Origin of the sequence: Aliarcobacter cryaerophilus ATCC 43158 (assembly GCF_003660105.1) — a bacterium.
Taxonomy (GTDB): domain Bacteria; phylum Campylobacterota; class Campylobacteria; order Campylobacterales; family Arcobacteraceae; genus Aliarcobacter; species Aliarcobacter cryaerophilus.
The window spans coordinates 1113799-1139962 of record NZ_CP032823.1; the positions used below are offsets into that span (position 1 = coordinate 1113799).

The window sequence follows — 26164 nt, forward strand, 5'->3', positions numbered from 1 at the left end:
AAATTGAGGCCGTCCTCTGTTGAGTAAAGAGGCTAGGTCGTCCTAGCTTTTAAGAAGTCCATTTTATAATCTTTTAGATAAAATACTCTTAAAATAAATAAAAGGATTTTATTTGAATGAACGAGTAAATGCCCATATTATGATATTAATAGCAACTATTTTAATAGCTGGTTCATTCTTAGCTTCACAAAAATTGTCAAGTATAATTGATCCAATATCTTTGACTCTATTAAGATTTATTTTAGCTCTTATATTTTTATCTCCAATAGTTATTTTCAACAAAAATAGACTAAAAGAAGTAATAAAAGTAGTTCCAAAAGCTATGATTGTAAGCCTTGTATATACTTTATATTTTATAGGAATGCTAAAAGCTTTAGAAGATACTACAGTTTTAAATAGTGGAGCTATTTATACTTTAGTTCCTTTGATGACTGCTATTTTATGTATCTTTTTCTTTAAAGAAAAAATTGCTTTAAAACAACTATTTATTTATTTTTTAGGAATAATTTCAACTTGCATTGTTGTATTTAATGCAGATTTAAATCTATTTTTATCTCTATCACTAAACAATGGAGATATTGTCTTTCTACTTGCTTCATTTTCTATGGCATTGTATCCTGTATTTATAAAGCTTTTATATAGTAAAAAAGATGAATTACTTGTTTTAGTTTTTGCTACACTAATTGGTGGAATTATTTGGATGAGTTTAACTATGCAAATTTTAAATATTCCTTATGAATGGAATAAGTTGGATCTAAATCACATATATTTACTTTTGTATTTAGTAATAGGAACAACAATAATCACACTATTTTTATATCAAAAAGCAACTTTAGTTTTAGGTGCAAAAAAAGTTATGGCATATATTTATCTAAGCCCTGCTTTGGTTGCTATTATAATGTTTTTATTTGAAGGATATACTATTTCATTTGGAGTTTTTATTGGGATTTTATTATCAACTTTTGCTACAATTATAATTTTACGACAAAAATAGGAGAATAAAAAATGAAAAAAACAGTATTAAGTTTAACTCTTTTTGTAAGCTTCATCTTTGCAGATAACTTTACACTAAAAAGTAATACATTAAAAGGTCAATTAACACAAAAACAGGTTTTTAATGGTTTTGGATGTAGTGGAGAAAATATTTCTCCAGAGTTATCTTGGGAAAATTATCCAAAAGATACAAAATCATTTGCAATTACAGTTTATGACCCAGATGCACCAACTGGTTCAGGATGGTGGCATTGGATAGTTTTTAATATTCCAAAAAACAATACAAATCTACCAGAAGGTTTTGGAAATATTGAGCAAAAAAATGTTATTCAAAGTATAACAGATTTTGGAAAAAGTGGTTTTGGAGGAGCTTGCCCACCAATTGGAGATAAAGCACATAAATATATTTTTACTGTTCATGCACTTGATATTGAAAATTTAGGTTTAGATAAAAACTCTACTCCTGCACTTGTTGGATATATGCTAAACTCACATACAATAGCTAAAGCTTCAATAATCTCATATTATAAGAGATGAAATTACTAAAATCTACTTTTGATAAAATCTTTAAAGGTTTCAAAAAGTAGGTTTTGTGATTTTTCTTTATTGTAAATCAAATAGCCACAAATAATACATATTATTGAAAAAATGAGAAGAGTTAAATTTTTATTTTAAAAAATTAAATATAAATATATAAATTAAACCCTATCATCAAAATATTTAATACAAAAAAAGATTTTTTACTCCAAATTGAAAAAAATGAAAACAAAATATATAGTATAAAAAAATATAAAGGAGTATAAACTTCATAAACATTAATTTTATTTTCCAAAAATATTTTTAAATAATCATCAAAATATAAAGATATATTAAAAATATGTGCAACTATTTCAAGTGGATAAAATATTGTAAAAAATATGGTAATAGGAATTGAATAAAACTGTTCTAATGCTGTTTGAGCAAAAAAGTAATGAACTATTGGGTTAAATATTAAAAACATCCAGATATTAAAAAATATATAAAGTAAAATTTTATTTCCATCTTTAAAATATTGAATAAACAAATAGATATAAAAAACTGCAAAAATAGAAAACCAAAAACCAATATTAAAAATATATTGAGGAAAAAGTGCAATAACTATCAAAAAAGTATAAAAAAGTGTTATATATGAAATAACTTTTATATTACTTCGAAGAAGATAAATTCCTATACAAAAAAGTACAAATGCTCTTAAAAGCGATGGAACAATATCTGTTAAAATTAAATAATATAATAAAATCAACATAGTTATTAGCAAAATATCAAATCTTCGATTTTTATATGGAAAATATCTATTTTGTAAAAAACTATAAGGAATATATAAAATCCAATAAATCACAAAAGATAAAACTACTAGATGAAAACCAGAAAGGGCAACAACGTGTGCAATTCCATAAGCTGTAATAATATCTCTTAGTTCACTTGAAACTGGAATTGCAAGAAATAGAGCATTAAAAAGCTCTTTTATCATAAAATCATCATGGTTTTCTTCTACATTTTTGATAATTTTATCTTTTACCCTATTCTCTTTTTCAAGTATTTCAAAGTACAAAACTTTTGTGAAAAAACCTTTTAAATAAGTATAAAATGTGATATTCCTAGTATCAAAAACTACATTTAAAAAATCTAGTTTTTTTATATTATCATCTTTTGAAAAGGAAGCAAAGAATTCAAAACCTTCACCTTTTAGCTTTATAACATCAAATTTTTCTTTTGGATATATATTTAAAACTTCTGCTTTTGTTTCAAAAATATACTCATTTTTTAACTCTTTATATGAAAAATAGTTAAATGAAATATTTATCATAAAAACAAAAATTAGAAAAAGAGTAAAAAATAGACTATTTTTTGATATTTGTAAATCTTGCATAAGTTAAATTATACAAGATTTTAAAAGATTGTTGCTACTTTTTTTATAGATATTTTAAAAGTAAAATTTCATAAAAAATCTAACTCTTCTATCTTTTTATCTTTTATAAATTCATTATAAATATGCTTCATCTGTTTTAATTCATTATCTTTAAAAAGAGATATATTTTTTTCTAGTTTAGCTATAACATCTTTTGTATCAAGATTTAATAAACTTTTTGAAATATAATTCTCAATTAAAACCATTCCTAATCTTTTTATAGATTTTGTATATTCTAAAATTTCAAGCGCTTCATTTGTCTGTTTTAAAACAATATTACAAAGTTCTTCATCAAAACTATTTGAGATTTTATATAAAATATTTAAAGCATAATTGTGTAAAACAACTGGCATCTCATCTCTATCTCCAACAGACTCTTTTAAATTCAAACCAATTTTTCCTAGGTTTATAGATTTGTTTATAGTTTCATCATTTTTATTTATCTCTAAAATATACTTAAATCTATAAGATATTGCCATATTTACAAAAGTTGCTCCATATTCAAAAGAGCCCAAAGCTGGTATTGCTAAACATTTTTTATAAAAATTTATAGCTTCATCATAGTTCTCTTCCCACTCACAAAGATTTGCTTTGATATTGTAAAAATGCCATAACCACAAAGGTTCATTATCTTCATTGTGAGAGAAAAGTAGTTTTTCTAATTTTTCTAAAGATTCTATAGCCTCTTGTTTTAAACTATCATTTCTTTGAGAAATTATTATCCAAGCAGCTTTTCTTTGATAATATCTTACTTCAATATCAGATGGTCTTTCATTTTTGCCAAGTTTTAGCTCTTTTGGTAAACTATTATATGCTTGTTCAAATTGTCCCATTCTTTCATATAATGAACAGATATTTAAGATATATTTATTTGGATTAATCTCATATAAATATCTATTTAAAAGTATTGCTTGTTCAAAATAGCCACTTCTTTCAAATAAAAATGCCAGATCATTTAATGTAATTATTGATAATTTTCTATAATAAGATTTTGAAGAGTTTTCAAAACTATTAATATCACTTGAATCAAACATAAATCCAGCTATTTCAAACCAGTAATCATTTATTAGTTCATATTGCTGTTTATCTTTTATTGAGACTATAAACTTTTCTATTATTTTAATAACTCTTTTTTCATCTAAAACTAAATCTTTAACATAGTAAAATAAAATCAAAAGAGATATTGGATTTTCAAACTTTAAAACACAATCTTCAAGATGATTTCTCAAATATTGAGACAACTCTTTTTTTTGTGATTTTAACTCTTTAAATTTAACACTATTTGTAAAAAATATTTGTAAAGATTTTTCTTGAGATAAAAAATTAAAATCATCAAAACTTCTATTTATAAAACTTTGAAAACCAAAACTTAAATTATTTTCATCTTCAGATTTTATAAAATTTTTTCCACAATATTCAAAAAGTTCTAAAGATGTAAATATTTTTTTATCTTTACTTTTAACAATTTTTGTAGAGCAAAGTTGCATCAAAGAGTAAAAAATTTGCTCTTTTTTTGATAATAAAATCTCAATATTTGAAGCTTTTCCTATCTTCTCATTTTTAACTATTTTTATATTTTTTATACTTAAATTTTCAAGATTTTTTTGGATAACTTGAATTTTATCAGCCCTTACACAAAAATATATATTTTCAAATCTATTTAAAATCATATTTATAAAAATAGACCAAAGCCAATGATTTTGTTCTTCTAAGTCAAAGTTATATAGATGAATTTCTGTTTTTATATCAAAATTTGAATAAGCTAATTTTAATCGCTTTGTTTTTCGAACCTCTTTATTAAACCATGAGTTAATAAGGTTTTTTAGTTCGTTTCCTTCGGCATCTAAAATTTTTGGCATAAACAAAAGAGATAAAAATAAAAAAATTACAAATCCTAAAGATATATAATCTTTTAATTCAAAACTATTTGGTGTTTCAAGAATTACTCTTTTTAAAAAATCTTCATAAACAGAGATTGTTAAAAATGCAATTAAAATTATAAATACTGAGATAAATGAGATTGTTAATGGAATAAATCTTTTATTTAAAAAATATGAAAAAGTTCTATTTTTTCCAATTAAAGAGTTTACATCTTCTTCAAATTTTTCCAAAGAGTCATTTTCACAATATGTTATTCTTAAAATATCTTTTTCTTTAGAAATTGAACTATCTTCTTTTTTCTCTCTTTTATTTTCTGATAATTTTGATGTGATAATAAAACAATTTATATTTTTATTCATTATAATTTCTCACTATTTTTTGCAGCTTGATTTTGAATTGGATCACTAAAAGTATAAATACCATCTTTTATTTCAAATGGAAAATTTGTAAAAGTATTTTCAAAATTATCTTGAAACTCTTTTGAGAAATTTTTAACTCCATCTTTTACAATTTGAATATATCTTGAAGGTATAAAACAATTCTCATCTCCATTTTTTGCTATTTTATCATCTCTTGTTGTCATAAAAGCTATTAAATCATCATCTAATTTTTGATTTAAAACATACTCTTTTTTTATAGTTATGCAACTATAATTTTTCTCTCTTAATTTTAAAACTTCAAACTCTTCTTCACTTATTTTTATCATAACTCCAAAAATAGAGGAATTTTCATCCTTTTGTATATTTAAAAAAATACCGTTTACAAGTTTATCTTCAAAACAAATAGACTCTATAGAGTTCCAAACTCTTTTATAACCTTTTATTTTTACAGGAATTAAATCTTCTTTTTTAAGCTCTCTATTTTTAAATGAATTTTGAGCACTTTTTATATTTACTAACGAACCAAATCCAAATAAGTACATATAAAACCTTTCATATAAATTTATAAATAGTATCGTTTTTTAATTTAAGAGCTTATATATTCCCTATTTAACAACTTTTAACCAATTTTTAAGTATATTAAGCCTTTATTATAAAATTTTTAAGGCTTTTTTTAAATGAATAAATTTGATTATACAAAGATTTCTGACGATTGTGTGAAGTGTGGTAAGTGCAAACCTGTTTGTACAATATTTAATATAAATCAAGACGAAGCTACAAGTCCTAGAGGATTTATAGACCTTTTGGGAGCTTACAAAAGAGATGAACTAGAACTAGATGAAAATGCAAAAAATATATTTGAATCATGTTTTTTATGTACAAATTGTGTTGAAGTTTGTCCAAATGATTTACCAACAGATATGATTATTGAGCAAGTAAGAAGTGATATTGCGAAAAAATTTGGAATTGCTTGGTATAAAAGACTATTTTTCTTCCTTTTAAGACATAGAAAAATTATGGACTTTATGTCAAAACTAGGATATATGTTTCAAACATGTGGAATTAAAATAAATGAAGAAAAACAAAGTGCAATTCCTAGATTTTCTCTTCCAATAGTTAAAAAAAATCGTGCTTTACCATATGCAGATAGTATTAGTTTTTTAAACAAATACCCTGAAAATATTAAGTTTTCAAATAAAATTGATGATATTAAGAAAAACAGAGTTGCTATATTTATTGGATGCATGAGTAACTATACATACACAAATACAGGGGATAGTTTAGTAAAAATATTAAAAAAATTAGAACTTGATATTTTTATTCCAAAAAAACAGTTATGCTGTGGAGCACCTGCTTATTTTACAGGAGCTTTTGATACAGTTGATTATTTAACTAAAAAAAATATTGAATACTTTGAGTCTTGGATAGATAGTGTTGATGCAGTAATAATTCCAGAAGCTACTTGTAGTGCAATGATAAACAAAGATTGGGAGCATTTTTTACATGACCAACCCCAATGGAAAGAAAGAGCTATTAAACTATCAAACAAAATATTTTTAGCAACAAAATGGCTTGAAAATAATACAGAATTAAAAAATATGCTTGCAAAAAGTGGTAAAAAATTTGATCAAATGGTAACTTACCACGATCCTTGTCATGCAAAAAAAATGCAAAATGTTTGGAAGGAACCAAGAGAACTTTTAAAACAAAACTATGTTTTAAAAGAGATGAGTGATTCAAATAGATGTTGTGGTTTTGGTGGTGTTACTATGCAAACAGAAAAATATGAGTTTTCAAAGGCTGCTGGAGCTCCAAAAGCTGCAATGATAAAAGATACAAAAGCACAAATTGTAAGTGCTGAATGCAGTGCTTGTAGAATGCAAATAACAAATTCACTTTATCTAGCTGATGTTGATGTGGTATTTAAAAATCCAATAGAATTAATAGCTGAAGCTTTAGAGGACTAAAAAATGGAATTTTGGCAAAATATATACTCTCATTTTAACCCAGTAGCTTTTAGCATTGGAGATATTGCAGTTCATTGGTATGGAATTATGTATGCATTAGCACTACTTAGTGCTATTTTTATTGCAAAATGGTTTATAAAATATGACAATATAAATATAAATCAAGATATTTTTGATTCATACATTTGGTGGGCTGAAATAGGTGTAATTTTGGGTGCAAGATTGGGATATATTCTTTTTTATGACTCAAATACAACTTACTATTTAACAAATCCTTGGCAAATATTTAATCCATATGTAAATGGAACTTATGTTGGAATTGCTGGTATGAGCTATCATGGAGCTTTTATTGGATTTATAATTGCTTCTATACTTTTTTGTAAAAGAAAGAATATTAATTTTTGGTTTATAACTGATATTGCAGTTTTGGGTGTTAGTGCAGCCTATGTTTTTGGTAGAATTGGAAACTTCTTCAATCAAGAACTTGTAGGAAGAGTTACAGATGTTAGTTGGGGAATTTATGTTGATGGAATTTTAAGACACCCTTCTCAACTATATGAAGCATTTTTAGAAGGTATTGTAGTATTTTTAATCCTTGTTTACTTTAGAAATAGAAAAAAATTTGATGGTCAACTAGCTTTGATGTACGGAATTTTTTATACAATTGCAAGAATAACTGCAGAGTTTTATAGACAACCAGACCCTCAAATTGGATTTATAGCTGGAAATTGGTTAACAATGGGAATATTACAATCAGGTGCAATATTATTAATTTGTTTAACTATTTTTGTAATAAAAAGTAAAAAGATAACTGCCTAATTTTAAGGCTGTTATCCTTTTTTTAGAATCTATAAGAGAAACCAACCATTGTGCTATTTAATCCATCATTTGGCTCTTTAATTCCAGCATTTGAATAGTGCATAAATCTTAAATAAAAATTTAAATTTCTATTTTTTAAACCTATTCCTATTCTATCTTCAAATTGAAATCTAGTAGATAAATCTTTATTATCTATTTTCGTATCAGATAAATAAGCAACTCCAATTGCTCCTTCTAAATATGGCTTAAATGAAGCAATATCAAAACTTACAAAATCCAAAGTAAAAACAGGAGAATAAGATATCGCTTTTATATTATTATGCTCAGTACTAAAATATGAAAATCCAACCTCATGAAAACCATTTAAGGCTAAAATATCTCCACTATATATTGGTTCATCAAAAGCTTTTGATACACCAAATCTAAATGTATCAATCGAACCATATTGACCACCATTTACAGAAACACCTATTCCATTTGCAAATAAAAATTGAGCAAATATTACAAATAAAAGTACCTTTTTCATTTTATACACCCTTTATGTTTAATAAATTTAAATTATATTCAAAAACAAGTTATTTTTTCTTTATGATGAGAGTTTGAAGATAAAAAAGAAGGTATTTTATTTACTCTTCTTTTTTATTATTTTATATAGTTTTGCATTTGTAAGGTCTTGCAGAAATTTTGGTTCAATTTCATGTAAAGCTATAATATCAATAAAACTATCATCCATATACCAACCTTTACCAGTGTCTATGATTTTTTCTTTTTCAAATAGTTCTATTAACTCTTCTTTTGAAACAATAATTTCTTGCAATATAAACCCTTTTATTTTTTTAAAATATCTATAGTATAGCCTCTACTAGAGTGATTTCTTACTATTTCATAATATGTTTTTTGTCTAATCTTATTTACAATATTTCTCATAGTATAAATAGACATATCCTTACCTTTCCATACTAAATCTTTTATAGTATCATAATCAGTAATTTCATCTCTTCTTTCAATTAGAAGTTTTAAAAATCCTTTTTCAAGTCTAGTAAAATCAATTAAAACTCCACCTTTTTTAAAGAATTGATCTCTATACTCGTCAAAATAAACACCATTACCCAACTCAACTTTATCTGACCTTTTTGTCTGATTTATACACATAATTATTGCTAATTTTAAGTTCATCGGATTAAAAGGTTTCAATAAAAATGAATAAGCTTGTATATTTACCGCTTTAGAAATATTTTCATCATCGCTTTTTGATGAAATAACAATTTTTGGAGTTAGTGCAAGCAAACTATTTGCCTTTGAAGCTATTTTATCAAAAGTCTCACTTGGCATATCCATATCCAAAACAAGTAAATCATTAAATGATATATTTTTGTAATTAATACTGTCACTACTTGATATAATCTTTAAATCTTCAAAATCCGAATATAAATCTTTAAATTCTTTTTTTAAAATTTCTTTATCGTCACTTACTATAATTATTTTAGTATTACTACTCTTTCTTATATTTTTCATATTGTTTTCCATTTTTTACTCTTTATAAATAATTTATTAGGCGAAATAATAACAAAAAATAGTTTTAATGTCAAAGAAATTTATTTATTTTAAAAATAAATGATAAAACTTTTCATTTTATTAAATTTATAGTTTATCAATATATGATATTTGTTATTGTAGAATCAATTTTTAAAAAAAGGAATATAAATTATTATGATTATATTAGATAAATCATTCAAAGAGCAATTTAAAGATTTTTGTAAAACAAATAATATAGAAAATATGCAAGTAGCAATACAATATTTCACAATATTTGGTGGACTTGATATAAAAATTGATACAACTAAGCCTATTTTAGAACTCATTGAAAAACATATATTAAACAACTACAACTACTTAAGAAATGAAGTAAATCACCTAACTGGTGGTTATCACATAGAACACGCTATTCTTTCGGGAATTGCACTAGGAGATAGAAAAACAACAAATGCTTTCAAAAGAGCTCATGTTAGTTTTGAAGAGGGAATGAAATGTGTTGATTCACTTTATGAAAAAGCGATTATAGATATCGACTCTTCTGAACATTTTTTATTGGGGAAAAGAGGTGATTCAAAAGCTGTAAAAAAATTAATTTTTATAAATCCATTTCTTAGATTTTGGTTTGCATTTGTATCTCCAATTTATAAAGGTATTAAAGATGGAAACTATGAAGAATTTAAAACAAAATTTCAAGGAAGAGAGTCTGATTTTAGTGATTTTATATTTGAAGAGTTAGCTTTAACTTTTATAAAAAATAGCTTTATTGAAGACCCAATAAAACAACACGGACAATATTGGAGTGAAAAAATTCAAATTCCAATAGTAGCAAAAACAACTTCAGAAAAAATAGTTGCAGGATTTTGTAAATATAGTGACAACAAAGTAAAAAAAAGTGAATTTAATAAATTTTTAGAAGATTTAAAAAGTGAAGATATATCTGCTGATATTATTGTTATCTTTTCAAAAAATGGTTGTTCTAATGAGTTAAAGAATCTAAAAAGTGATTCAATAAGACTATTTAGTGCAAAGAGCTTAAAAGCAATTGTATAAACTTTTAAAGATATAAAACTATATAATAAAATAAAAAATAATGAAAGAGAAAGTTTTATGATAATAATTCCAGCAAGATTAAATTCAAGTAGATTTGCAAACAAAATTTTAGTAGATATTTTTGGACTTCCTATGGTTATAAGAACTGCAAAACAAGTTAGTTCTTTGGATAAAGTAGTAATCGCAACAGATACAAAAGAAGTTTATGATTTAGTAAAAGAGCATGGTTTTGAAGCAGTTATGACAAGTATTGACCATAACAGTGGAACAGATAGAATAAATGAAGCTGTAAATAGTTTAAACTTAAGTGATGATGAGATTATTGTAAATGTTCAAGCAGATGAACCATTTATTGAAATTGATGTTGTAAAAGCTGTAATAAATAGAGTAAAAGAGGTAAAAGATTCTCAAAATACTTTAATAACTTCTTGCTATAAAGAGATAAATAGTCAAAGTGCAGATGATCCTAATTTGGTAAAAGTTGTAATAAATAATCTTGAAGAAGCAATATATTTTTCAAGAGCAAAAATTCCATATCATAGAGATGGTGATAAAGATTCTACATATTTTGGACATTTAGGAATTTATGGATTTACAAAAAAATCTCTAAATAAATTTTGTAGTTTAAACTCTTCAAAACTAGAAAATATTGAAAAACTAGAACAACTAAGAGCTATTGACAATGGGTTTAAAATTGCTATGGTAAAAGTTAGTTCAAAATCTTTTGGAATAGATACAAAAGAGGATTTAGAAAGAGCTTTAAAGATATTTAATAAGTAGCTTACAAAAGAAGATTTTATTAAAAATTAAAATCTTCTCCTAAATAATGCTCTTTTACATTTATATCATTCTTAATCTCTTCAGATGTTCCACTAGCAAGCAAACTTCCACTTTTCATAACATAAGCTCTATGACAAATTTGCAAAGTCTCTCTTACATTATGATCAGTTATTAAAACCCCTATTCCTATCTTTGTAAGCTCATTTATTAAATCTTGAATATCTTTTACTGCAATTGGATCAACACCAGCAAAAGGCTCATCTAGCAATAAGAATTTTGGTTTTGAAACCAAAGCTCTTGCAATTTCAGTTCTTCGTCTTTCACCACCAGAAAGAGAAATTCCTTTTCTTTGACGAATAGGTTCAATATCTAGAAGTTCTAATAGTTCTTCAACTCGTCTATTTTGTTCTTCTTTGTCTTTTATTACAATTTCAGCTGCTAAAAGAAGATTTTCTTCTACACTTAAATCTTTAAAAATAGATGATTCTTGAGGTAAATAACCTATTCCTTTTAAAGCTCTTTTATGAAGTGGAATTGCTGTAATATCTTCATTATCAAAAAAAACTTTACCACTACTTGGTTTTACAAGACCACAAACTGTATAAAAAGTTGTAGTTTTTCCAGCTCCATTTGGTCCTAAAAGACCAACTATTTCTCCTGAATTTATTTCAAGCGAAATCCCATGTAATATTTCAGTTTTTTTAATACTTTTTTTGATATCAACAATTCTTAAGTTATTCATCTATTTTATACAACCTTTTATCATCATTTTTTAAAATATTTATAACAACTACATCAAAACCATAGTCGTTTAAGATATTTTCTAGCTTAGTATCGCCCCATTCAACAAAGTGTAAACCACTTTTTTCAAACTCTTCTAACATACCTAAAGAAATAAACTCTTCCAAAGTTTTATTATATAAATCATAGTGAAAAATATCTTCACCATATACAACTTGAAGAGAAAAAGTTGGAGAATTTACAATATCTTCAATCCCTAAAGATTCTACAAAATACTTAACAAGTGTTGTTTTACCGCTTGCTAAATCTCCTCTTAAAATTACAATGCAATCTCTATTTTCTAATATTTTTTTAAGCTCATCAATAAAAATTGAAATAGTGCTTAAATCAAGCAGAAACTCTCTTTTCATTAGCAAGAATACCTTTGTGAAAATTTTATTATCTCTTCTAATTTTCTTTTTGCTTTTCCACCATTTATAGCATCTCTTGCTATTTCAACGCCCTCTTTTAAATCTCTTGCTTTTCCATCTACAAGTAATGCAGCAGCTGAATTTATTAAAACAATATCTAATTTTGCACCCTTTTCTTTTCCAGCTAAAATATCTCTTGTAATTTGAGCATTAATTTCTGGACCAGCTCCTACAATATCATTTTTTGAAGCTAATTTTAAACCATAATGTTCTGGATTTATCTCCAAATCACTTTGTTTTCCATTTTCTAAAAATGTTGCACAAGTAATACTAGAAATTGAAACTTCATCCATACCATCAAGACTTGACAAAACCATTGCTCTTTTACAATCAAGCATATCAAGAGCAGTTGCAATTTTACTTATAAAATCTTTGCTAAATACTCCAATAACTTGTTTAAAAACGCCAGCTGGATTACAAAGTGGTCCAAGAATATTCATAATAGTTCTATGATCTATAGTTTTTCGTACTGGTGTGATATATTTCATTGCGGGATGATGATTCGCAGCAAACATAAATCCAAAACCTGTCTCTTCAAGCATCTTTGCTGTATCTTCTAGACTTAAATTTAAATTTATTCCAAGAGATTCTAGCATATCAGCACTTCCACTTTTGCTTGTAACACTTCTATTTCCATGCTTTGCAACAAAACAACCCGTACTTGCAAGTAAAATTGAAACCGTACTTGAAATATTAAAACTATAGCTTTTATCTCCACCTGTTCCAACTATATCAATAGCTTTTTCTCTCAAACTTTCACTTATTGGAAGAGGTATTACGAAATCTCTCATAGAACTAGCAGCTCCAGCAAGCTCACTTGCAGTCTCTCCTCTTTCATAAAGAGCTAAAAAATATTCTCTCATATCATCATGCGATAACTTATCTTGAAAAATTTCATCAAACTTTGCTTTTGTCTCTAAAAACATCTAATTTACCCTTTGTACATAATCATCTATTTTTGATTTTGGAGTTGATTTTGTTGTTGGAATTTGAAGAATTTTAAATTTTTCACTATTATCAAGATATTTTATCTCAATAATATCTCCAACTTTTACCTCTTTCGCTTTTTTTACTGAAACATCATTTAAAAACACAACTTTGTGTTCCAACATATCTTCAGCAACTGCTCTTCTTTTTGTTATATTTACAGCGTTTAAAAATTTATCTATTCTCATAAAAAAGATTATAACAAATTTAAACTAAAATGATTTTTCTTATATTCTTTGAAGTAATTTATCAAGCAATTTTTGACTTAAAACTCTTTTTGCAAAACCTAAAATATATGTAGCTTTTGTAATATAGTATCTAGGTTGTGGTTTTTTACTTTTCATTATTTCTAAAACAACCTTTGCTACACTACTTGGTGGAAGTGTAAATATTCCTTTATCATCACTACTTTCAAGTCTAGCTTTTAACTCTTTTTCATAAGAATTTTTCCAAAAACTATTTTCGATATCAATTTTTTCTTTGAAATTTTTCAAAGAATTTTCTCTAAATTTTGAACTAACAGGTCCAGTATTTATAGTACTTATAAAAATATCACTATTTGAAGTTTCTAGTCTTAAAGTATCACAAAGCCCTTCTATAGCATATTTACTTGAATTATATGCTCCTCTAAATTTTAAAGATATAATTCCTAAAACAGAACTATGCTGGATTATTTTTCCATATCCTTGGTTTCTAAATATATTCATAGCTTGAATTGTCAATTCATGAAGTCCAAAAAAGTTAGTATCAAATATCTCTTTTAAAATATCTGTACTTATATCTTCAACTGCACCTGGAACTGCAAAACCAGCATTATTAAAGATACAATCAATCTTTTGATCTTCTTTTAAAATCTGACTTAATGCAAAAGTTATCTCATCTTTGTTTCTAATATCAATTTTAAAAGCTTTTAATCCCAATTCTTTTAGTATTTTTACATCTTTTTCATCTCTTGCACTTGCATATACTTTTATACTGTTTTTTTGTAAAAATAGTGCAGTTTCAAGTCCTATTCCACTAGAACATCCAGTTATTAATATATTTTGCAATTTAATTCCTAATAATTTTTTGGCTATTATACCTAAAATTTATTTGAGTAAAAAAATGACAAAAAAAGATAAAGAATTAAAAGAACTTCTAGATATTGAAGCAAATAGTAGAAACAATAGTTTTGAGTTAAGTTACGAAAAACCAGACCCTTTGATGGTTGCAAAAAAACAAAAAGACGAGTATTCAATACTTATTTGTGCTTTATTTGCTTATGGAAATGCAAAACAAATAGTTAAGTTTTTAGATAGTTTAGATTTTTCACTTCTAGAAAAAAGTGAAAAGCAAATTGAAGAAAAATTAAAAAATCACTATTATAGATTTCAAAACAGTTCTGATGTTTTAGCTGTTTTCAAAACTTTTAGAATACTAAAAGAAGAAAATAGCCTTGAAGAACTTTTTTTTGAAGGTTATAAAGATAACAATAGTGTTTTAGAAGGTATTGATTTTGTTATACAAAAAATAAAAGAAAAAGCAAACTACTCTTCTTTTGGTTTTGATTTTTTAGTTGGAAATCCACTAAAAAGAGATAAAAATGGAAAAATAAAAGATTCAAATGCACCATATAAAAGATGGAATATGTTTTTAAGATGGATGGTGAGATTTGATAGTCTTGATCTAGGACTTTGGAAGAAAATAGATAAAAAAGATTTAATCTTACCGCTAGATACTCATACATTTAAAGTTTCTCAAAAGCTAGGACTTTTACAGAATAAAACTTACAATCTAAAATCTGCTTTAGAAATATCGCAAAAACTAAGAGAGTTTGATGAAAACGATCCTATAAAATATGATTTTGCGATATATAGATTAGGACAAGAAAAACTTATTTAATTTTTTCTTGCAATAAATCTATTTTTTTATTTGATTCTATTATTTTTTTAAGTTCTATCTTTTCACTTAATATTTGACTATAAACTGTATCAACTATCTCTTTTAGAGTAATTGGTTTTGCCAACTGATTTGCAAAAAGTAGTAAGTTTACACCACTATTTATAGCCAAAGTAAGAGTTTGTTTTAAATCATAATGTTTACTAATAGCACTCATTTGTAAATCATCAGTAATCAAAACACCTTTAAATCCCAACTCTTCTCTTAAAAGTTTTGTATTTACATTATAAGATAGCGTCGCTGGATAATTTTTATCTAAGTTTTCATTAAAAACATGAGCTGTCATAATCATATCTGCTTTATTGTTTTTAATAAAATATCTATATGGTTCAAGCTCTTTTTTGCTCCAAGTTTTTGTAATATCTACAAAACCTAAATGTGAATCAGCCAAAGATGAACCATGTCCTGGAAAATGTTTCAAAGTTGAAATTACACCCTCTTTTTTTAACTCATCCACAAAAATAGAAGCATATTTTGTAACAATTCCTGAACTCTCACCAAAACTTCTTCCCCTTGTAACAATGACTTTATTCTCTTTATTTATAGCTAAATCAACAACTGGTGCAAAATCAAGATTTATTCCAACACTACTTAAATCTTTTGCCATTGCTTCATAACTATTTTTTGCAACAACTTCACCATTTTGTGATATTTGGCTAGCTTTTAAAGTATTTACAAATCCAGCTTCACTTTTTAATCTTTGAACTATACCACCTTCTTGATCTATAGAAATAAGAAGTTTACTTTTATTAATACTTTGTAGTTGTTGATTTAGCTTCTTTAGTTGAGCTTTATTCTCTATATTTTTTGCTTTTGTCTTATCATTTGGGTCTTTATCAAACAATATAACTCCACCTAAACCAAACTCAATATCTTTATAAATTTGACTATTTTTATCTATACTAGTACCAGAAAATCCTAATACAACCATTTTTGCTATCATTTTTTCAATATCTTTCTTTGAATAGTTATCTTGTGCAAAACCTGAAACTATCATAAATAAAACTATTATTAAACTCTTCATAAATTTTCCTATTTAACCCAATTCTTGTAGTTTGTAAACGCTGGAAATTGTTTTTTAAATTCACTTTCTTCAAATGAGAAGTTATAACTATCCATATATTCTTGCAAAATTTCATAAGACTTTTTAAGCTCCATAAACTTTTCACTATTTCCACCGCTCATATCGGGATGGTACTTTTTTGATAGTTTTAAGTATCTTTTTTTTATATCTTTTTTGCTCATATTTGAAATAATTCCAAACAGTTCAACAGCTTTGATAAAATCATCATAGTTCATATAAATCCTTTAAAGAAGATATTGTACAAAAATATTATGATTAATCTACTTATTGTATAATGCAAAAATTTTTTAAAAAAGGTATTTTTATATATGAATTTTTTAGCTTCGTTTATTAGAATTGCTATATTTATTGGTATTTTATATTTAATTTTCACAAATTTTGGAGTTTTTTTGGCAATTATTGGTGGAATTGTTCTATTTTTTGTAACTATTATATATTTTGTAAAAAGAGCTTTAAAAAAAAGAGCTCAACAATTTGACTTTAGATTTAATAGTTTTACAAGAGAAGATTACAACAATTTTGATTTTAAAAACTTCAATAACTTTAACAATCAGAATTTTCAAGGAAATTTCTATAATAAAACTTCAAAACTACAAGAAGCAAAAGAGTTTTTTGGTTTTTCATCAACTCCTTCAAAAGATGAGATTAAAAAGAGATTTAAAGAGTTAGCAAAAATTTATCATCCTGATTTAAATGGTGGAGATGAAGAAAAAATGAAGAAATTAAACGAATATAGAGATATTTTAATGCAAGCTTACGCGGAATAAGGATTTTTATGAATATAGATATGACAAAAATAGCAAATATTATATTGTATATGCTACACAAACAAGTTAAAGCTTTAAATCACAAAAAGATAGAGCTTTTGGTATTTTTTATAGAGTTAAATCACATAAATTTTTGTGGAAAAAAGATTTTGGGTGAAACATTTATAAAAACTCCAAGAGGTGTAAAAGCTGAAGTTTTAGATGAACTTTTTACTCTAATTTTAGATAATGTTGAGTTTGAAGACGAAGAGGATGATAGAGTATTTTTTATTCAAGAATTAATGGACTTTTTAGAGATTGAAATAGTTGAAAGAGAAAGATTTAAAGAGCTTAAATTTGCAAAAATAGATGAAGATTTTGATGAAACTATTTTTACAGCTGATGAGTTGAAATCTATTCATAAAGTTGTAAACTTATATAAAGATACTAGTGTAAGAAATCTTTCTAATGAATGTTTTAATCTAGAAAATGTAAGAAAAAGTGAAAATGGAACAATAATTTTCTAAAATAATATAAATTATAATATTTTGTTATTTAAAAAAATTAATTTTTAATAATAGTTTTAATATCAGATATTATATGCTACTATTTTTATAAACTTAATATTTCAAGGAGATAATTAAATGGGCTTAAAGAATTTAAAAGTAAACTATAAGATAAATATTATATCTATTATTACAATAGTTTTATTAGGTATTGTAACAGCTGTCCTGTATAATGGTATGTCTAAAATCAACAATAGTTTTGAAAGTAGTAGCTCTATATCTGATTTAGCTATTACTATTACAAAAACTAGTGAACAAGGTCTTCAAGTTTCAAATGCTTTAAGAGGAATAATAATAAATCCAAATGATACGAAAGCAAAAGAAAACTTTATTCAAGCTGTAAAAGAGCTTGATGATTTAATCTTAGTTTTAAAAGATAGCTCTAAAAAATTTCAAGGTTTTGAAAAATTTGAAATTGCTCCTTTATATAATTCACAAATTATTCTATTAAACAAAATAATTGAAAAACTAAAAAATAATGAAGCCTTAACAAAAGAAGATAACACTCTATCAACAAAAGAGTGGAGACCACTGAAAGCTGCTTTACTAAAATGGCAAGAGAGAAATCGTGAAAGAAATATAGAGATTAGAGAAGAATTAAAAAAAACAGTATCGAGTGTTACAACTTTTATTATCACTATCTTACTGATAACAATTTTAAGTATATTTGTAACAATTCAGCTAATTACTAGAAACATTGTATCTAGTCTTAATATTTTCCAAAATGGTCTTTTGAGTTTTTTTGCTTTTTCAAACAAAGAGAATTCAAATGTAGAATTAATAACTCTTGATGGAAAAGATGAATTTGGAACAATGGCAAAAGTAATAAACCAAAATATATCTAAAACACAAGATTTAATAAATCAAGACAATGTTCTAATTGAAGATGTGAAAAGAGTTGTTAATCAAGTAAAAGCTGGAAATTTAAATATAAAAATAGAAAAATCAACTATAAATGATGATTTAGAAGAGCTAAAAAGAAACTTCAATGAAATGCTTGAAGTTACTAAATCAAATGTTTGCTCTGATATAAATAAAGTTGTAAATGTATTAGATAGCTTCTCTAAACTTGACTTTAGAGTTAAAATAGATAATGATAATGGAAAAGTTGCAACTGGAATAAATAATCTTTCAAATATTATAAATCATATGTTAGTTGAAAACAAATCAAATGGTCTTACACTAGAAGAGAGTTCAAAAATGCTTCTTTTTAATGTAAACAAATTAAATATTAGCTCAAATGAAGCAGCAGCATCATTAGAAGAGACAGCAGCAGCACTAGAAGAGATAACTAGTAATATTAGAAATAATACAGAGAGTATTGCAAAAATGTCTATGCTTTCAAATGGTGTTACAAAAGCAGTAAATGAAGGTCAAGCTATGGCAAATCAAACAACAACTGCAATGGATGAGATAAATGTTCAAGTAAATCTTGTAAATGAAGCAATAAGTGTAATTGATCAAATAGCATTCCAAACAAATATTCTTTCTCTTAATGCAGCAGTTGAAGCTGCAACTGCAGGAGAAGCAGGAAAAGGGTTTGCAGTTGTTGCACAAGAAGTAAGAAATCTAGCAACAAGAAGCGCAGAAGCAGCACGTGAGATAAAAACAATAGTTGAAAGAGCAACAGTAAAAGCAAATGAAGGAAAAACTATAGCTACAAATATGATTGATGGATATAAAAATCTAAATAATAATATATCTTCAACAATGAACCTAATATCTGATATTGAAAATGCTTCTAAAGAACAACTTCTTGGAATTGAACAAATAAATGATGCAGTAAATCAACTTGATCAACAAACACAACAAAATGCAATGGTAGCTAGTCAATCACATGATATTGCTTTAAGTACAGATGAAATAGCAAAACTAATAGTAGAAGATGCAAACCAAAAAGAGTTTGAAGGTAAAAATGAAGTAAAAGCAAAAGATATAGGAATAAAAAAAGAGGTAAAAGAACATATAATAGCCTCAATACCTAAAAAAATAATTAAAACTTCAAAACCAAATATTAACTCTACAAAAGAGATAACAAGTAGTTCTAGTAACGACGAATGGGAAAGTTTCTAAATTTATTCACTCATAGAAAAAAGCGGTGAGTGATTTTGTGTTACTTTTTTTCCTTTACTTAAAAAAAATTATGAAATAGAATAAAATAAAATTATTGAATAAGATTAATTCAATAAAATACCATATCAAAAATATTTTAAGGTATAAAAGATGAATGAAGAGATAAAAAGAGAAAAGACTGTCACAATGACTATGTTAATGACTCCAGATAAAGCAAATTTTTCTGGAAAAAATGTGCATGGTGGCGAAATTTTAAAAATGCTTGATCAAGTAGCTTATGCTTGTGCTGCTAGATATTCTGGTCACTATGCTGTTACACTTTCTGTTGATATGGTACTATTTAAAAATCCAGTTAAAATTGGCTCTTTGGTAACTTTTCATGCTTCAGTAAACTATACAGGAAGAACATCTATGGAAATAGGTATAAAAGTCATATCAGAAGATATAAAAGATCATACTATGAAAAATACAAATGTTTGCTATTTTACTATGATTGCTGTTGATGAAGATGGTAAACCAGTACCTGTTCCTAAATTAGAACTTGTAACTGAAGATGATAAGAGAAGATATAATGATGCTTTAAAAAGAAGAGATTTTAGAATGTCATCAAGACATGCAAAAGGTTAAGAAGGCTTAAAGATAAGCCTTCTCTTTTTATTAAGCTGATTTAGATTCCATAAACTCTTCATAACTTCCTTTAAAGTCAATAATAGTTCCATCAGCTTGAATTTCAATAATTCTATTTGCATAAGCATCAAGTAACTCTCTATCGTGAGATACACAAATAACTGAACCAGCATATTGATGTAAACCCTCACCTAAAGCAATAATAGCTTCAAGGTCAAGATGATTTGTTGGTTCATCAAGAACAAGGAAATTTCCTTGTTCTAACATAATTTTAGATAGCATCATTCTGTGTTTTTCACCACCAGAACAAGAATCAACTTTTTTCTCTTGCTCTTGACCATTAAATAGCATTCTTCCAAGACAATTTCTAATCTCTCCAATATCAGCATCTCTATCAAAGCCTCTTAACCAGTCATATAAAGTCATATCTCCATTTATAAAATCTGTTGTATTTTGAGGAAAATAAGAGTTTTGAATAGTTGCTCCCCATAAAACTTCTCCACTATCAGCTTGTAAATTACCTACTAAGATTTCACAAAGTGTTGTTTTTCCAACCCCATTTGGACCGATTAATGCAATTTTATCACCTTTTTCAAGAGTAAATGAAATATCATTTAAAACAACTTTATCTCCATAAGATTTTGAGATATTTTTAATATTTAAAAGCTCTTTTCCAACCTCTCTTTTTTGTCTAAAAATAATAGATGGATCTCTTCTACTTGATACTTCAATAGCTTGTATATCTAATTTATCGAGTTGTTTTTGTCTTGAAGTTGCTTGTTTTGCTTTTGAAGCATTTGCACTAAATCTAGCAATAAATTTTTCAAGTTCTTCTTTCTCTTTTTGCTTTTTACTTACATCTGTTTGTTGTTGTTTTGCTATAAGTGTTGATGCGATATACCAATCATCATAAGTTCCGCTAAACTCTCTTATTTTTTTGAAATCAACATCTAAGATATTTGTACAAACTGCATTTAAAAAGTGTCTATCATGAGAAATTACAACCATTGTTCCATCATGGTGCTGAAGTTGATTTTCAAGCCAACCAATAGTATCAATATCTAAGTTATTTGTAGGCTCATCTAAAAATAAAATATCTGGTTTTGGATATAAAACCTGTGCTAAAAGTATTTTAACTTTATCTCCACCTGTTAATGTACTCATTAAATTTTGTTGAGTAGAAGCTGGAAAACCTAAATCTTCAAGAATTTTTGTAACTTTAATATCATATTCATAAGTTGGGTCTTCTTCACAACAAATAATCTCTAGCTCTGCTAATCTATTATTTACTTCATCTGTAAATTCAGGACTTAAATACAACTCTTCTTTCTCTTTTACAGCATCATAAAGTCTTTTATTTCCCATTAAAACTGTATCAAAAAGAGTAAAGTTTTCAAAAGCAAATTGATTTTGAGATAAAACCCCTACTTTTTTCCCATTTTGAATTTGTACTTCTCCTTCAGTTGCATCTTCTTGTCCTGAAAGAATTTTTAGAAATGTTGTTTTACCAGCACCATTAGCACCAATCAAACCATATCTTTTCCCAGTATCAAGTTTTAGATTTATCTCAGCAAAAAGAACTCTTGCTCCGAAAGATTTTTTTAAATTAACTATTTGAACCATATTATATCTTCTCCATTTTTATTTAACTATTTCTATTTTTTTGTGATTTTTTAATTTTAATTTGGCGATTATATCCAAAAAATAAGTTTTATGGCTTAAAAGAGCTTAGAGCTCTTTCTCAAATGCCAATTTCATAATATCATCTTCGCTTATAATATCGCTATTATCTTCATTTGGTGGATTTTTTATCCACAAAACTTTTGTTTTTAATTGATCAAGCTGATATTTTGTAAGATTTTTAATTAAATTATCCGTTATCATCTCTTTTGTAAGAGTATTTGCATTTAACATTTTTTTTATAACTTTTTCTAAATTCTTTTTAGTACTTTCAAATGCTTTTTCTTCATCTGTTAATGAAATATACTCTTCATCTAAATATTTCATAACAGCATCACCTGGATACTTATAAGTTGTAATTCCTTTATAGTTATACTTTTGACACTTAAGTCTTGGAATATAAACTCCTGTAAAAACATACCCTTGTACTGAATTTACACCTTCTAAAGTTCTTAAAGGATTATGTGAACATATATAATCATCTTTTACAATAGTTGGGGAGTTTTGAAGTGATGTTATATTGTTGTGTAATATTACAAAACTTCCTTTAACCTCTTTTGGACCTCCACGAAGTGAGTTTAATTCATTTTTATGAGCAAAAAAACTTCCACCAACCCTTGTAGGGCTTCCTTCTAGAGAAACTAACTCATTTTCACTTATATCAAAATCTCCATCTACATAATTGAAATTTATAGGTAATTTAGAAAGGTTTGGAAGCCTATTTGACAACTTTACATCACCGTGAACATCAACAGAGTTATCAGGCAATATTGTAGTACCTTTTATATCAAACTTATCAAGCCATGCTTGTATATCTTCATTATTTGTTAATGCAACTACTGGTCTATAAATATGAGAAACAGCTTCGCTACCTTTATATCTATAAAACTGTCCATCTTCTTCAAATTTAGAAGTAATATTTAGTTTAATATCTGTTACTAAATCTCCTCCAATTTCATCGGCAACTCCATCTAAATCACTTAGTCTATTTGTATTACAAAGATAATCCTCTTTTACCGAAATTGGTCCACCCATTAATCTTTCAATAATATTGTTTGAACAATCAAAATATGTATCAATACTTTTTGGTCCACCTTCTAAAGTAGTAAGACGATTATTGTTGCACTTAAAATGACCTTTTACAGTACGTGGACTTGCCTTTATTGAAGTTAATTCATTGAAAGAGCAATCATAAAAACCTTTTACCTCTTTTGGTCCATATGATAAGTTTTTTAAATTATTATGAGAAGAATCAAAATCACCAACTTCAACAGGACAATCAAATAGTGAAGTTAATTTATTGTATGAACAGTTAAAATCTTTCATTACAATTTTTGGACACCCTTCAAGACTAGGTAATTCATTGTTACTTATATCAAAATATCCATCTATTCTATCAAACTTAATAGGAAGTTTTTGACCTTTTAATTTCTCACTTAGATTTACATTTCCTTGAACAGAAACATAAAAATCTTCTGATATATGATAGTTGCTTATACCATAATCTCTAAGCCAGTTTTCAATATCACTAATACTTAGCATCTTTTTAAGCCCTTAAATAATTTTTTAAATTTTGATATATATTAACATTTTATTACTTAGTTTATAAATTCAACAATATCTTCAAATTTATCTCTTATTTGTGTACTTTGCTCTTTTATTCTATAACCAAAAGGAACAATTACAGAAAGTTGATACTCTTTTGTATTTAGATTTAAAACTTTTTCAACATTCTCTTTTTCAAAACCTTCAATAGGACAAGAATCAATCCCTCTAATAGCTGCTGCTGTCATCATATTTGCCATTGCAATATATGTCTGTCTTGAAGTCCAAGCAAAAGTTTTTTCATCGCTACTAAATGTATCTTCCAAATGACTTGTATATTTTTTAATATAAGCATCTACCATCTCTTGAGCCATTCCTCTTCTATTAAACTTTCTTAATACTTCACTTGAAGTTGGTTTTGTACTATCTATTGCTGCTAAGATTACAACTAAATGTGAGCAAGTTGTAATTTGAGGTTGATCCCAACAAAAAGGTCTAATTTTTGCTTTTAACTCTTCATTTGTAATAACCAAAAATTTCCAAGGCTCTTGACCAAAAGAACTAGGAGATTTTCTTCCAGCTTCCAAAATAAAATTTAAATCATCACTACTTATTTTTTTTGTTTCATCAAATATTTTACAAGCATGTCTAAAATCCATAGCTTCTTGAAATGTTTTTTCCATTTTTTATCCTTTTAATTTAATTTTGTAATTTTATAAAAAATTCTCTTTTAAAGTCTCTTCAAATTTAACCAACTCTTTATTTAAATCTAAATCACCTTTAAAAATATCATGAACAGAGTAAGTTTTTAAAGCTTCAAGTCCAACAAATTGAAATGTTTTATGAGTAGCAACATTTGCTTCATCTAAAGATAAACCATCAAAAAAGCCATCTGGATTATTGAACTCACTTTTTGGACAGTTGTAAGTAATACTTAACATATATTTTTTACCTTTTAAAAGTCCTCCACTTCCATAAGTTTTACTCTCATCACTTCTACTTCTTCCATCACTTTCATAATGTCTTCCTTGAGTAAAAGTTTCATCAAAATATTTTTTTGTAATCCAAGGAACTCCCATCCAATAAACTGGGTACTGTAAAATTATAGCATCAGCCCACTCAAATTTTTCGCACTCATCTTGAGTTTTATAACCCTCTTCTATATTTGTATGTTTTACTTCAAAACCATTATCTAAAAAAAACTTTGTTGCTTTATCTATATATTTTTTTGTTAATTCACCACGTGCTACTACATCATAATATTGATGTCCATTTATAATTAAAACTTTTTTCATATATATCCTTTTAAAATTATTTCAAATATGAATGTATCAAAAATAATCTTAATCTCTGTATTAAACAATTAAATCATATTATGATAAAGTTCCAATCTACTTATATTAGAAGGTCTATTTTGGAAAATATATTATTGATTTTATTTGCCCTATTCTTAGGATATATGCTAAACCGTTTAAATATCATGCAAAGAGATGGCTCAATTGCTTTAAATAAATTTGTACTTTATGTATCTTATCCTGCAATTATTCTTTTACAAACTCCTAAGATGGATTTTTCCATTGAGCTTATGATTCCTGCGATTGTTGCTTGGACTGTTATGACATTAAGTGCTTTTTTGATACTTTTTTTATCAAAAATTCTTAATTTTAGTAAAGAGGTAACTGGAAGTTTAATGCTTGTTGCTATTTTAACAAATAGCTCATTTTTAGGTATTCCTCTGCTTGATACTTATTTACCAAATGATAACTTTATGCCATATTTACTAGTTTATGACCAACTTGGAACTTTCTTCGCATTTGCAATATATGGAACATTTATTGTATCACTATATACAAGTAAAACAAAAGTGACTTTTAAACTAATAACTGTAAAAGTTCTAACATTTCCACCGTTTTTGACTCTAATTTTTGCTCTATTTCTTGTAGGTGTTGAGTTTAATCCTACAATTACAAAAGTATTAGAGGCTTTTGCTTTAACAACTGTTCCTGTTGCTTTAGTTGCAGCTGGACTTCAACTTCAACTTAAGCTTCCAAAAGAGGATATAAAACCTTTTAGTGTAGCACTTTTTGTAAAACTTATTTTTGCTCCAATTATTGCAATTATTGTTTGTAAAATTTTTGGATGGAATAATTTAGCAGGAACTGTATCAATTCTTGAAGCTGCTATGGCTCCAATGATAACAGCAGGTGCAATAGCAGCAATGGCAGGTCTTGCACCAAGACTAAGTTCTGCAATAGTTGGTTATGGAATTTTAATATCGTTTATTACAACATATCTAGTTAAAATATTAATCTTATAATTTATCAACTATTAACCAAATTTTAGCAAGAATTGC

28 protein-coding genes and 1 pseudogene are annotated in these 26164 nt (G+C 26.2%); 12 read left to right on the forward strand and 17 right to left on the reverse strand.

The genetic code is table 11. The features are described 5' to 3' along the window. Window positions 1–112: 112 nt before the first annotated feature. Both ACRYA_RS05570 and ACRYA_RS05575 read left to right on the forward strand, forming a co-directional pair. Window positions 113–994, forward strand: coding sequence for a DMT family transporter (locus ACRYA_RS05570; RefSeq protein WP_105917306.1), 882 nt, complete (start codon window positions 113–115; stop codon window positions 992–994). Window positions 995–1005: 11 nt separating this feature from the next. After that, the gene (locus ACRYA_RS05575) at window positions 1006–1530 is read left to right on the forward strand and encodes a YbhB/YbcL family Raf kinase inhibitor-like protein (protein ID WP_105917307.1); all 525 of its coding nucleotides are present in this window, start codon (window positions 1006–1008) and stop codon (window positions 1528–1530) included. Between the two features lie 142 nt (window positions 1531–1672). On the opposite strand, the gene ACRYA_RS05580 is transcribed toward ACRYA_RS05575, so the two are convergent. The 3 genes from ACRYA_RS05580 to ACRYA_RS05590 all read right to left on the reverse strand — a co-directional run bounded on the left by ACRYA_RS05580 (window position 1673) and on the right by ACRYA_RS05590 (window position 5744). Beyond that, a complete protein-coding gene (locus ACRYA_RS05580) occupies window positions 1673–2902 on the reverse strand; it encodes a ComEC/Rec2 family competence protein (RefSeq protein ID WP_105917308.1) in 1230 nt (409 codons plus the stop codon). Window positions 2903–2970: 68 nt separating this feature from the next. Then, window positions 2971–5181, reverse strand: coding sequence for a tetratricopeptide repeat protein (locus ACRYA_RS05585; protein WP_105917309.1), 2211 nt, complete (start codon window positions 5179–5181; stop codon window positions 2971–2973). Beyond that, window positions 5181–5744 carry a gamma-glutamylcyclotransferase gene (locus ACRYA_RS05590; protein WP_105917310.1) on the reverse strand — a complete coding sequence of 188 codons (564 nt, stop codon included), beginning with the start codon at window positions 5742–5744 and terminating at the stop codon, window positions 5181–5183. Before ACRYA_RS05590 ends, ACRYA_RS05585 begins: the two co-directional genes overlap by 1 nt. A gap of 135 nt (window positions 5745–5879) precedes the next feature. Between ACRYA_RS05590 and ACRYA_RS05595 the strand changes: the two genes are divergently transcribed. Both ACRYA_RS05595 and lgt read left to right on the forward strand, forming a co-directional pair. Beyond that, complete coding sequence (locus ACRYA_RS05595) at window positions 5880–7169, forward strand: (Fe-S)-binding protein (protein ID WP_105917311.1); 1290 nt, start codon at window positions 5880–5882, stop codon at window positions 7167–7169. 3 nt (window positions 7170–7172) lie between these two features. After that, on the forward strand, window positions 7173–7988 hold the full coding sequence (gene lgt, locus ACRYA_RS05600; protein ID WP_105917312.1) for a prolipoprotein diacylglyceryl transferase: 816 nt from the start codon (window positions 7173–7175) through the stop codon (window positions 7986–7988). A gap of 22 nt (window positions 7989–8010) precedes the next feature. Here the strand turns inward: lgt and ACRYA_RS05605 are convergent, their stop codons facing one another. The 3 genes from ACRYA_RS05605 to ACRYA_RS05615 form a co-directional block, all read right to left on the reverse strand. After that, window positions 8011–8514 (reverse strand): acyloxyacyl hydrolase, encoded by a 504-nt coding sequence (locus tag ACRYA_RS05605; protein ID WP_105917313.1) that lies wholly within the window; start codon window positions 8512–8514, stop codon window positions 8011–8013. 96 nt (window positions 8515–8610) lie between these two features. Continuing rightward, window positions 8611–8805 carry a hypothetical protein gene (locus ACRYA_RS05610; protein WP_105917314.1) on the reverse strand — a complete coding sequence of 65 codons (195 nt, stop codon included), beginning with the start codon at window positions 8803–8805 and terminating at the stop codon, window positions 8611–8613. A gap of 11 nt (window positions 8806–8816) precedes the next feature. Then, complete coding sequence (locus ACRYA_RS05615) at window positions 8817–9515, reverse strand: response regulator transcription factor (protein WP_105917315.1); 699 nt, start codon at window positions 9513–9515, stop codon at window positions 8817–8819. Window positions 9516–9698: 183 nt separating this feature from the next. Between ACRYA_RS05615 and ACRYA_RS05620 the strand changes: the two genes are divergently transcribed. Next, window positions 9699–10574: a DUF234 domain-containing protein gene (locus ACRYA_RS05620; protein ID WP_105917316.1), complete on the forward strand. Its 876-nt coding sequence runs from the start codon at window positions 9699–9701 to the stop codon at window positions 10572–10574. A 57-nt stretch (window positions 10575–10631) separates the two neighbouring features. Beyond that, complete coding sequence (gene kdsB / locus ACRYA_RS05625) at window positions 10632–11354, forward strand: 3-deoxy-manno-octulosonate cytidylyltransferase (protein ID WP_105917317.1); 723 nt, start codon at window positions 10632–10634, stop codon at window positions 11352–11354. Window positions 11355–11373: 19 nt separating this feature from the next. Here kdsB and lptB read toward each other — a convergent pair whose 3' ends face one another. From lptB to ACRYA_RS05650, 5 genes are read right to left on the reverse strand one after another with little or no spacing between them, the layout of a single operon-like run. Beyond that, window positions 11374–12096, reverse strand: coding sequence for an LPS export ABC transporter ATP-binding protein (gene lptB / locus ACRYA_RS05630; RefSeq protein ID WP_105917318.1), 723 nt, complete (start codon window positions 12094–12096; stop codon window positions 11374–11376). Continuing rightward, window positions 12089–12505, reverse strand: a complete 417-nt coding sequence (tsaE, locus tag ACRYA_RS05635; protein WP_105917319.1) for a tRNA (adenosine(37)-N6)-threonylcarbamoyltransferase complex ATPase subunit type 1 TsaE — start codon at window positions 12503–12505, stop codon at window positions 12089–12091. The genes lptB and tsaE overlap by 8 nt, the downstream gene beginning before the upstream one ends. Then, window positions 12505–13491: an anthranilate phosphoribosyltransferase gene (gene trpD / locus ACRYA_RS05640; RefSeq protein ID WP_105917320.1), complete on the reverse strand. Its 987-nt coding sequence runs from the start codon at window positions 13489–13491 to the stop codon at window positions 12505–12507. The genes tsaE and trpD overlap by 1 nt, the downstream gene beginning before the upstream one ends. After that, window positions 13492–13740: a S4 domain-containing protein gene (locus ACRYA_RS05645; protein WP_105917321.1), complete on the reverse strand. Its 249-nt coding sequence runs from the start codon at window positions 13738–13740 to the stop codon at window positions 13492–13494. Between the two features lie 39 nt (window positions 13741–13779). Continuing rightward, entirely contained in the window at window positions 13780–14601 is an 822-nt protein-coding gene (locus tag ACRYA_RS05650; protein ID WP_105917322.1) for an SDR family NAD(P)-dependent oxidoreductase, read from the reverse strand. Window positions 14602–14656: 55 nt separating this feature from the next. Between ACRYA_RS05650 and ACRYA_RS05655 the strand changes: the two genes are divergently transcribed. Next, complete coding sequence (locus ACRYA_RS05655; RefSeq protein ID WP_105917323.1) at window positions 14657–15433, forward strand: TIGR02757 family protein; 777 nt, start codon at window positions 14657–14659, stop codon at window positions 15431–15433. Here ACRYA_RS05655 and ACRYA_RS05660 read toward each other — a convergent pair. Both ACRYA_RS05660 and ACRYA_RS05665 read right to left on the reverse strand, forming a co-directional pair. Next, a complete protein-coding gene (locus ACRYA_RS05660) occupies window positions 15426–16514 on the reverse strand; it encodes a glycoside hydrolase family 3 N-terminal domain-containing protein (protein ID WP_105917324.1) in 1089 nt (362 codons plus the stop codon). The genes ACRYA_RS05655 and ACRYA_RS05660 overlap by 8 nt on opposite strands. Before the next feature lie 8 nt (window positions 16515–16522). Then, on the reverse strand, window positions 16523–16789 hold the full coding sequence (locus tag ACRYA_RS05665) for a DnaJ domain-containing protein (RefSeq protein ID WP_105917325.1): 267 nt from the start codon (window positions 16787–16789) through the stop codon (window positions 16523–16525). A 93-nt stretch (window positions 16790–16882) separates the two neighbouring features. Here ACRYA_RS05665 and ACRYA_RS05670 point away from each other — a divergent pair, with 93 nt between their 5' ends. From ACRYA_RS05670 to ACRYA_RS05685, 4 genes and pseudogenes are all read left to right on the forward strand, one after another. After that, on the forward strand, window positions 16883–17341 hold the full coding sequence (locus ACRYA_RS05670) for a J domain-containing protein (RefSeq protein WP_105917326.1): 459 nt from the start codon (window positions 16883–16885) through the stop codon (window positions 17339–17341). 8 nt (window positions 17342–17349) lie between these two features. After that, window positions 17350–17847: a type II toxin-antitoxin system antitoxin SocA domain-containing protein gene (locus tag ACRYA_RS05675; RefSeq protein WP_105917327.1), complete on the forward strand. Its 498-nt coding sequence runs from the start codon at window positions 17350–17352 to the stop codon at window positions 17845–17847. A gap of 1143 nt (window positions 17848–18990) precedes the next feature. Continuing rightward, window positions 18991–19959: pseudogene (locus ACRYA_RS10955) on the forward strand (methyl-accepting chemotaxis protein); the annotation flags it as partial. Window positions 19960–20109: 150 nt separating this feature from the next. Beyond that, window positions 20110–20586, forward strand: coding sequence for an acyl-CoA thioesterase (locus tag ACRYA_RS05685; RefSeq protein ID WP_105917929.1), 477 nt, complete (start codon window positions 20110–20112; stop codon window positions 20584–20586). 30 nt (window positions 20587–20616) lie between these two features. Here the strand turns inward: ACRYA_RS05685 and abc-f are convergent, their stop codons facing one another. The 4 genes from abc-f to ACRYA_RS05705 all read right to left on the reverse strand — a co-directional run bounded on the left by abc-f (window position 20617) and on the right by ACRYA_RS05705 (window position 25106). After that, a complete protein-coding gene (gene abc-f / locus ACRYA_RS05690) occupies window positions 20617–22209 on the reverse strand; it encodes a ribosomal protection-like ABC-F family protein (RefSeq protein WP_105917928.1) in 1593 nt (530 codons plus the stop codon). A 105-nt stretch (window positions 22210–22314) separates the two neighbouring features. Beyond that, window positions 22315–23808 carry a hypothetical protein gene (locus ACRYA_RS05695; protein WP_105917927.1) on the reverse strand — a complete coding sequence of 498 codons (1494 nt, stop codon included), beginning with the start codon at window positions 23806–23808 and terminating at the stop codon, window positions 22315–22317. A gap of 56 nt (window positions 23809–23864) precedes the next feature. Continuing rightward, window positions 23865–24494, reverse strand: coding sequence for an NAD(P)H-dependent oxidoreductase (locus tag ACRYA_RS05700; protein WP_105917926.1), 630 nt, complete (start codon window positions 24492–24494; stop codon window positions 23865–23867). Between the two features lie 30 nt (window positions 24495–24524). Further along, window positions 24525–25106 (reverse strand): NAD(P)H-dependent oxidoreductase, encoded by a 582-nt coding sequence (locus ACRYA_RS05705; RefSeq protein WP_105917925.1) that lies wholly within the window; start codon window positions 25104–25106, stop codon window positions 24525–24527. Between the two features lie 119 nt (window positions 25107–25225). On the opposite strand from ACRYA_RS05705, the gene ACRYA_RS05710 reads away from it, so the two are divergent. Then, entirely contained in the window at window positions 25226–26128 is a 903-nt protein-coding gene (locus ACRYA_RS05710) for an AEC family transporter (protein WP_105917924.1), read from the forward strand. The last annotated feature ends 36 nt before the right edge of the window (window positions 26129–26164 follow it).

Excerpts from the sequence above, each read along its gene's own strand:
- ACRYA_RS05615 (WP_105917315.1), bottom strand. The coding sequence starts at position 9,515 with ATGGAAAACAATATGAAAAATATAAGAAAGAGTAGTAATACTAAAATA.
- lgt (WP_105917312.1), top strand. The coding sequence starts at position 7,173 with ATGGAATTTTGGCAAAATATATACTCTCATTTTAACCCAGTAGCTTTT.
- ACRYA_RS05580 (WP_105917308.1), bottom strand. The coding sequence starts at position 2,902 with ATGCAAGATTTACAAATATCAAAAAATAGTCTATTTTTTACTCTTTTT.
- ACRYA_RS05620 (WP_105917316.1), top strand. The coding sequence starts at position 9,699 with ATGATTATATTAGATAAATCATTCAAAGAGCAATTTAAAGATTTTTGT.
- ACRYA_RS05670 (WP_105917326.1), top strand. The coding sequence starts at position 16,883 with ATGAATTTTTTAGCTTCGTTTATTAGAATTGCTATATTTATTGGTATT.
- ACRYA_RS05685 (WP_105917929.1), top strand. The coding sequence starts at position 20,110 with ATGAATGAAGAGATAAAAAGAGAAAAGACTGTCACAATGACTATGTTA.
- ACRYA_RS05595 (WP_105917311.1), top strand. The coding sequence starts at position 5,880 with ATGAATAAATTTGATTATACAAAGATTTCTGACGATTGTGTGAAGTGT.
- lptB (WP_105917318.1), bottom strand. The coding sequence starts at position 12,096 with ATGAATAACTTAAGAATTGTTGATATCAAAAAAAGTATTAAAAAAACT.
- ACRYA_RS05585 (WP_105917309.1), bottom strand. The coding sequence starts at position 5,181 with ATGAATAAAAATATAAATTGTTTTATTATCACATCAAAATTATCAGAA.
- ACRYA_RS05705 (WP_105917925.1), bottom strand. The coding sequence starts at position 25,106 with ATGAAAAAAGTTTTAATTATAAATGGACATCAATATTATGATGTAGTA.
- ACRYA_RS05700 (WP_105917926.1), bottom strand. The coding sequence starts at position 24,494 with ATGGAAAAAACATTTCAAGAAGCTATGGATTTTAGACATGCTTGTAAA.
- ACRYA_RS05605 (WP_105917313.1), bottom strand. The coding sequence starts at position 8,514 with ATGAAAAAGGTACTTTTATTTGTAATATTTGCTCAATTTTTATTTGCA.
- ACRYA_RS05645 (WP_105917321.1), bottom strand. The coding sequence starts at position 13,740 with ATGAGAATAGATAAATTTTTAAACGCTGTAAATATAACAAAAAGAAGA.
- ACRYA_RS05575 (WP_105917307.1), top strand. The coding sequence starts at position 1,006 with ATGAAAAAAACAGTATTAAGTTTAACTCTTTTTGTAAGCTTCATCTTT.
- ACRYA_RS05665 (WP_105917325.1), bottom strand. The coding sequence starts at position 16,789 with ATGAACTATGATGATTTTATCAAAGCTGTTGAACTGTTTGGAATTATT.
- abc-f (WP_105917928.1), bottom strand. The coding sequence starts at position 22,209 with ATGGTTCAAATAGTTAATTTAAAAAAATCTTTCGGAGCAAGAGTTCTT.
- ACRYA_RS05660 (WP_105917324.1), bottom strand. The coding sequence starts at position 16,514 with ATGAAGAGTTTAATAATAGTTTTATTTATGATAGTTTCAGGTTTTGCA.
- ACRYA_RS05655 (WP_105917323.1), top strand. The coding sequence starts at position 14,657 with ATGACAAAAAAAGATAAAGAATTAAAAGAACTTCTAGATATTGAAGCA.
- kdsB (WP_105917317.1), top strand. The coding sequence starts at position 10,632 with ATGATAATAATTCCAGCAAGATTAAATTCAAGTAGATTTGCAAACAAA.
- trpD (WP_105917320.1), bottom strand. The coding sequence starts at position 13,491 with ATGTTTTTAGAGACAAAAGCAAAGTTTGATGAAATTTTTCAAGATAAG.
- ACRYA_RS05695 (WP_105917927.1), bottom strand. The coding sequence starts at position 23,808 with ATGCTAAGTATTAGTGATATTGAAAACTGGCTTAGAGATTATGGTATA.
- ACRYA_RS05675 (WP_105917327.1), top strand. The coding sequence starts at position 17,350 with ATGAATATAGATATGACAAAAATAGCAAATATTATATTGTATATGCTA.
- tsaE (WP_105917319.1), bottom strand. The coding sequence starts at position 12,505 with ATGAAAAGAGAGTTTCTGCTTGATTTAAGCACTATTTCAATTTTTATT.
- ACRYA_RS05590 (WP_105917310.1), bottom strand. The coding sequence starts at position 5,744 with ATGTACTTATTTGGATTTGGTTCGTTAGTAAATATAAAAAGTGCTCAA.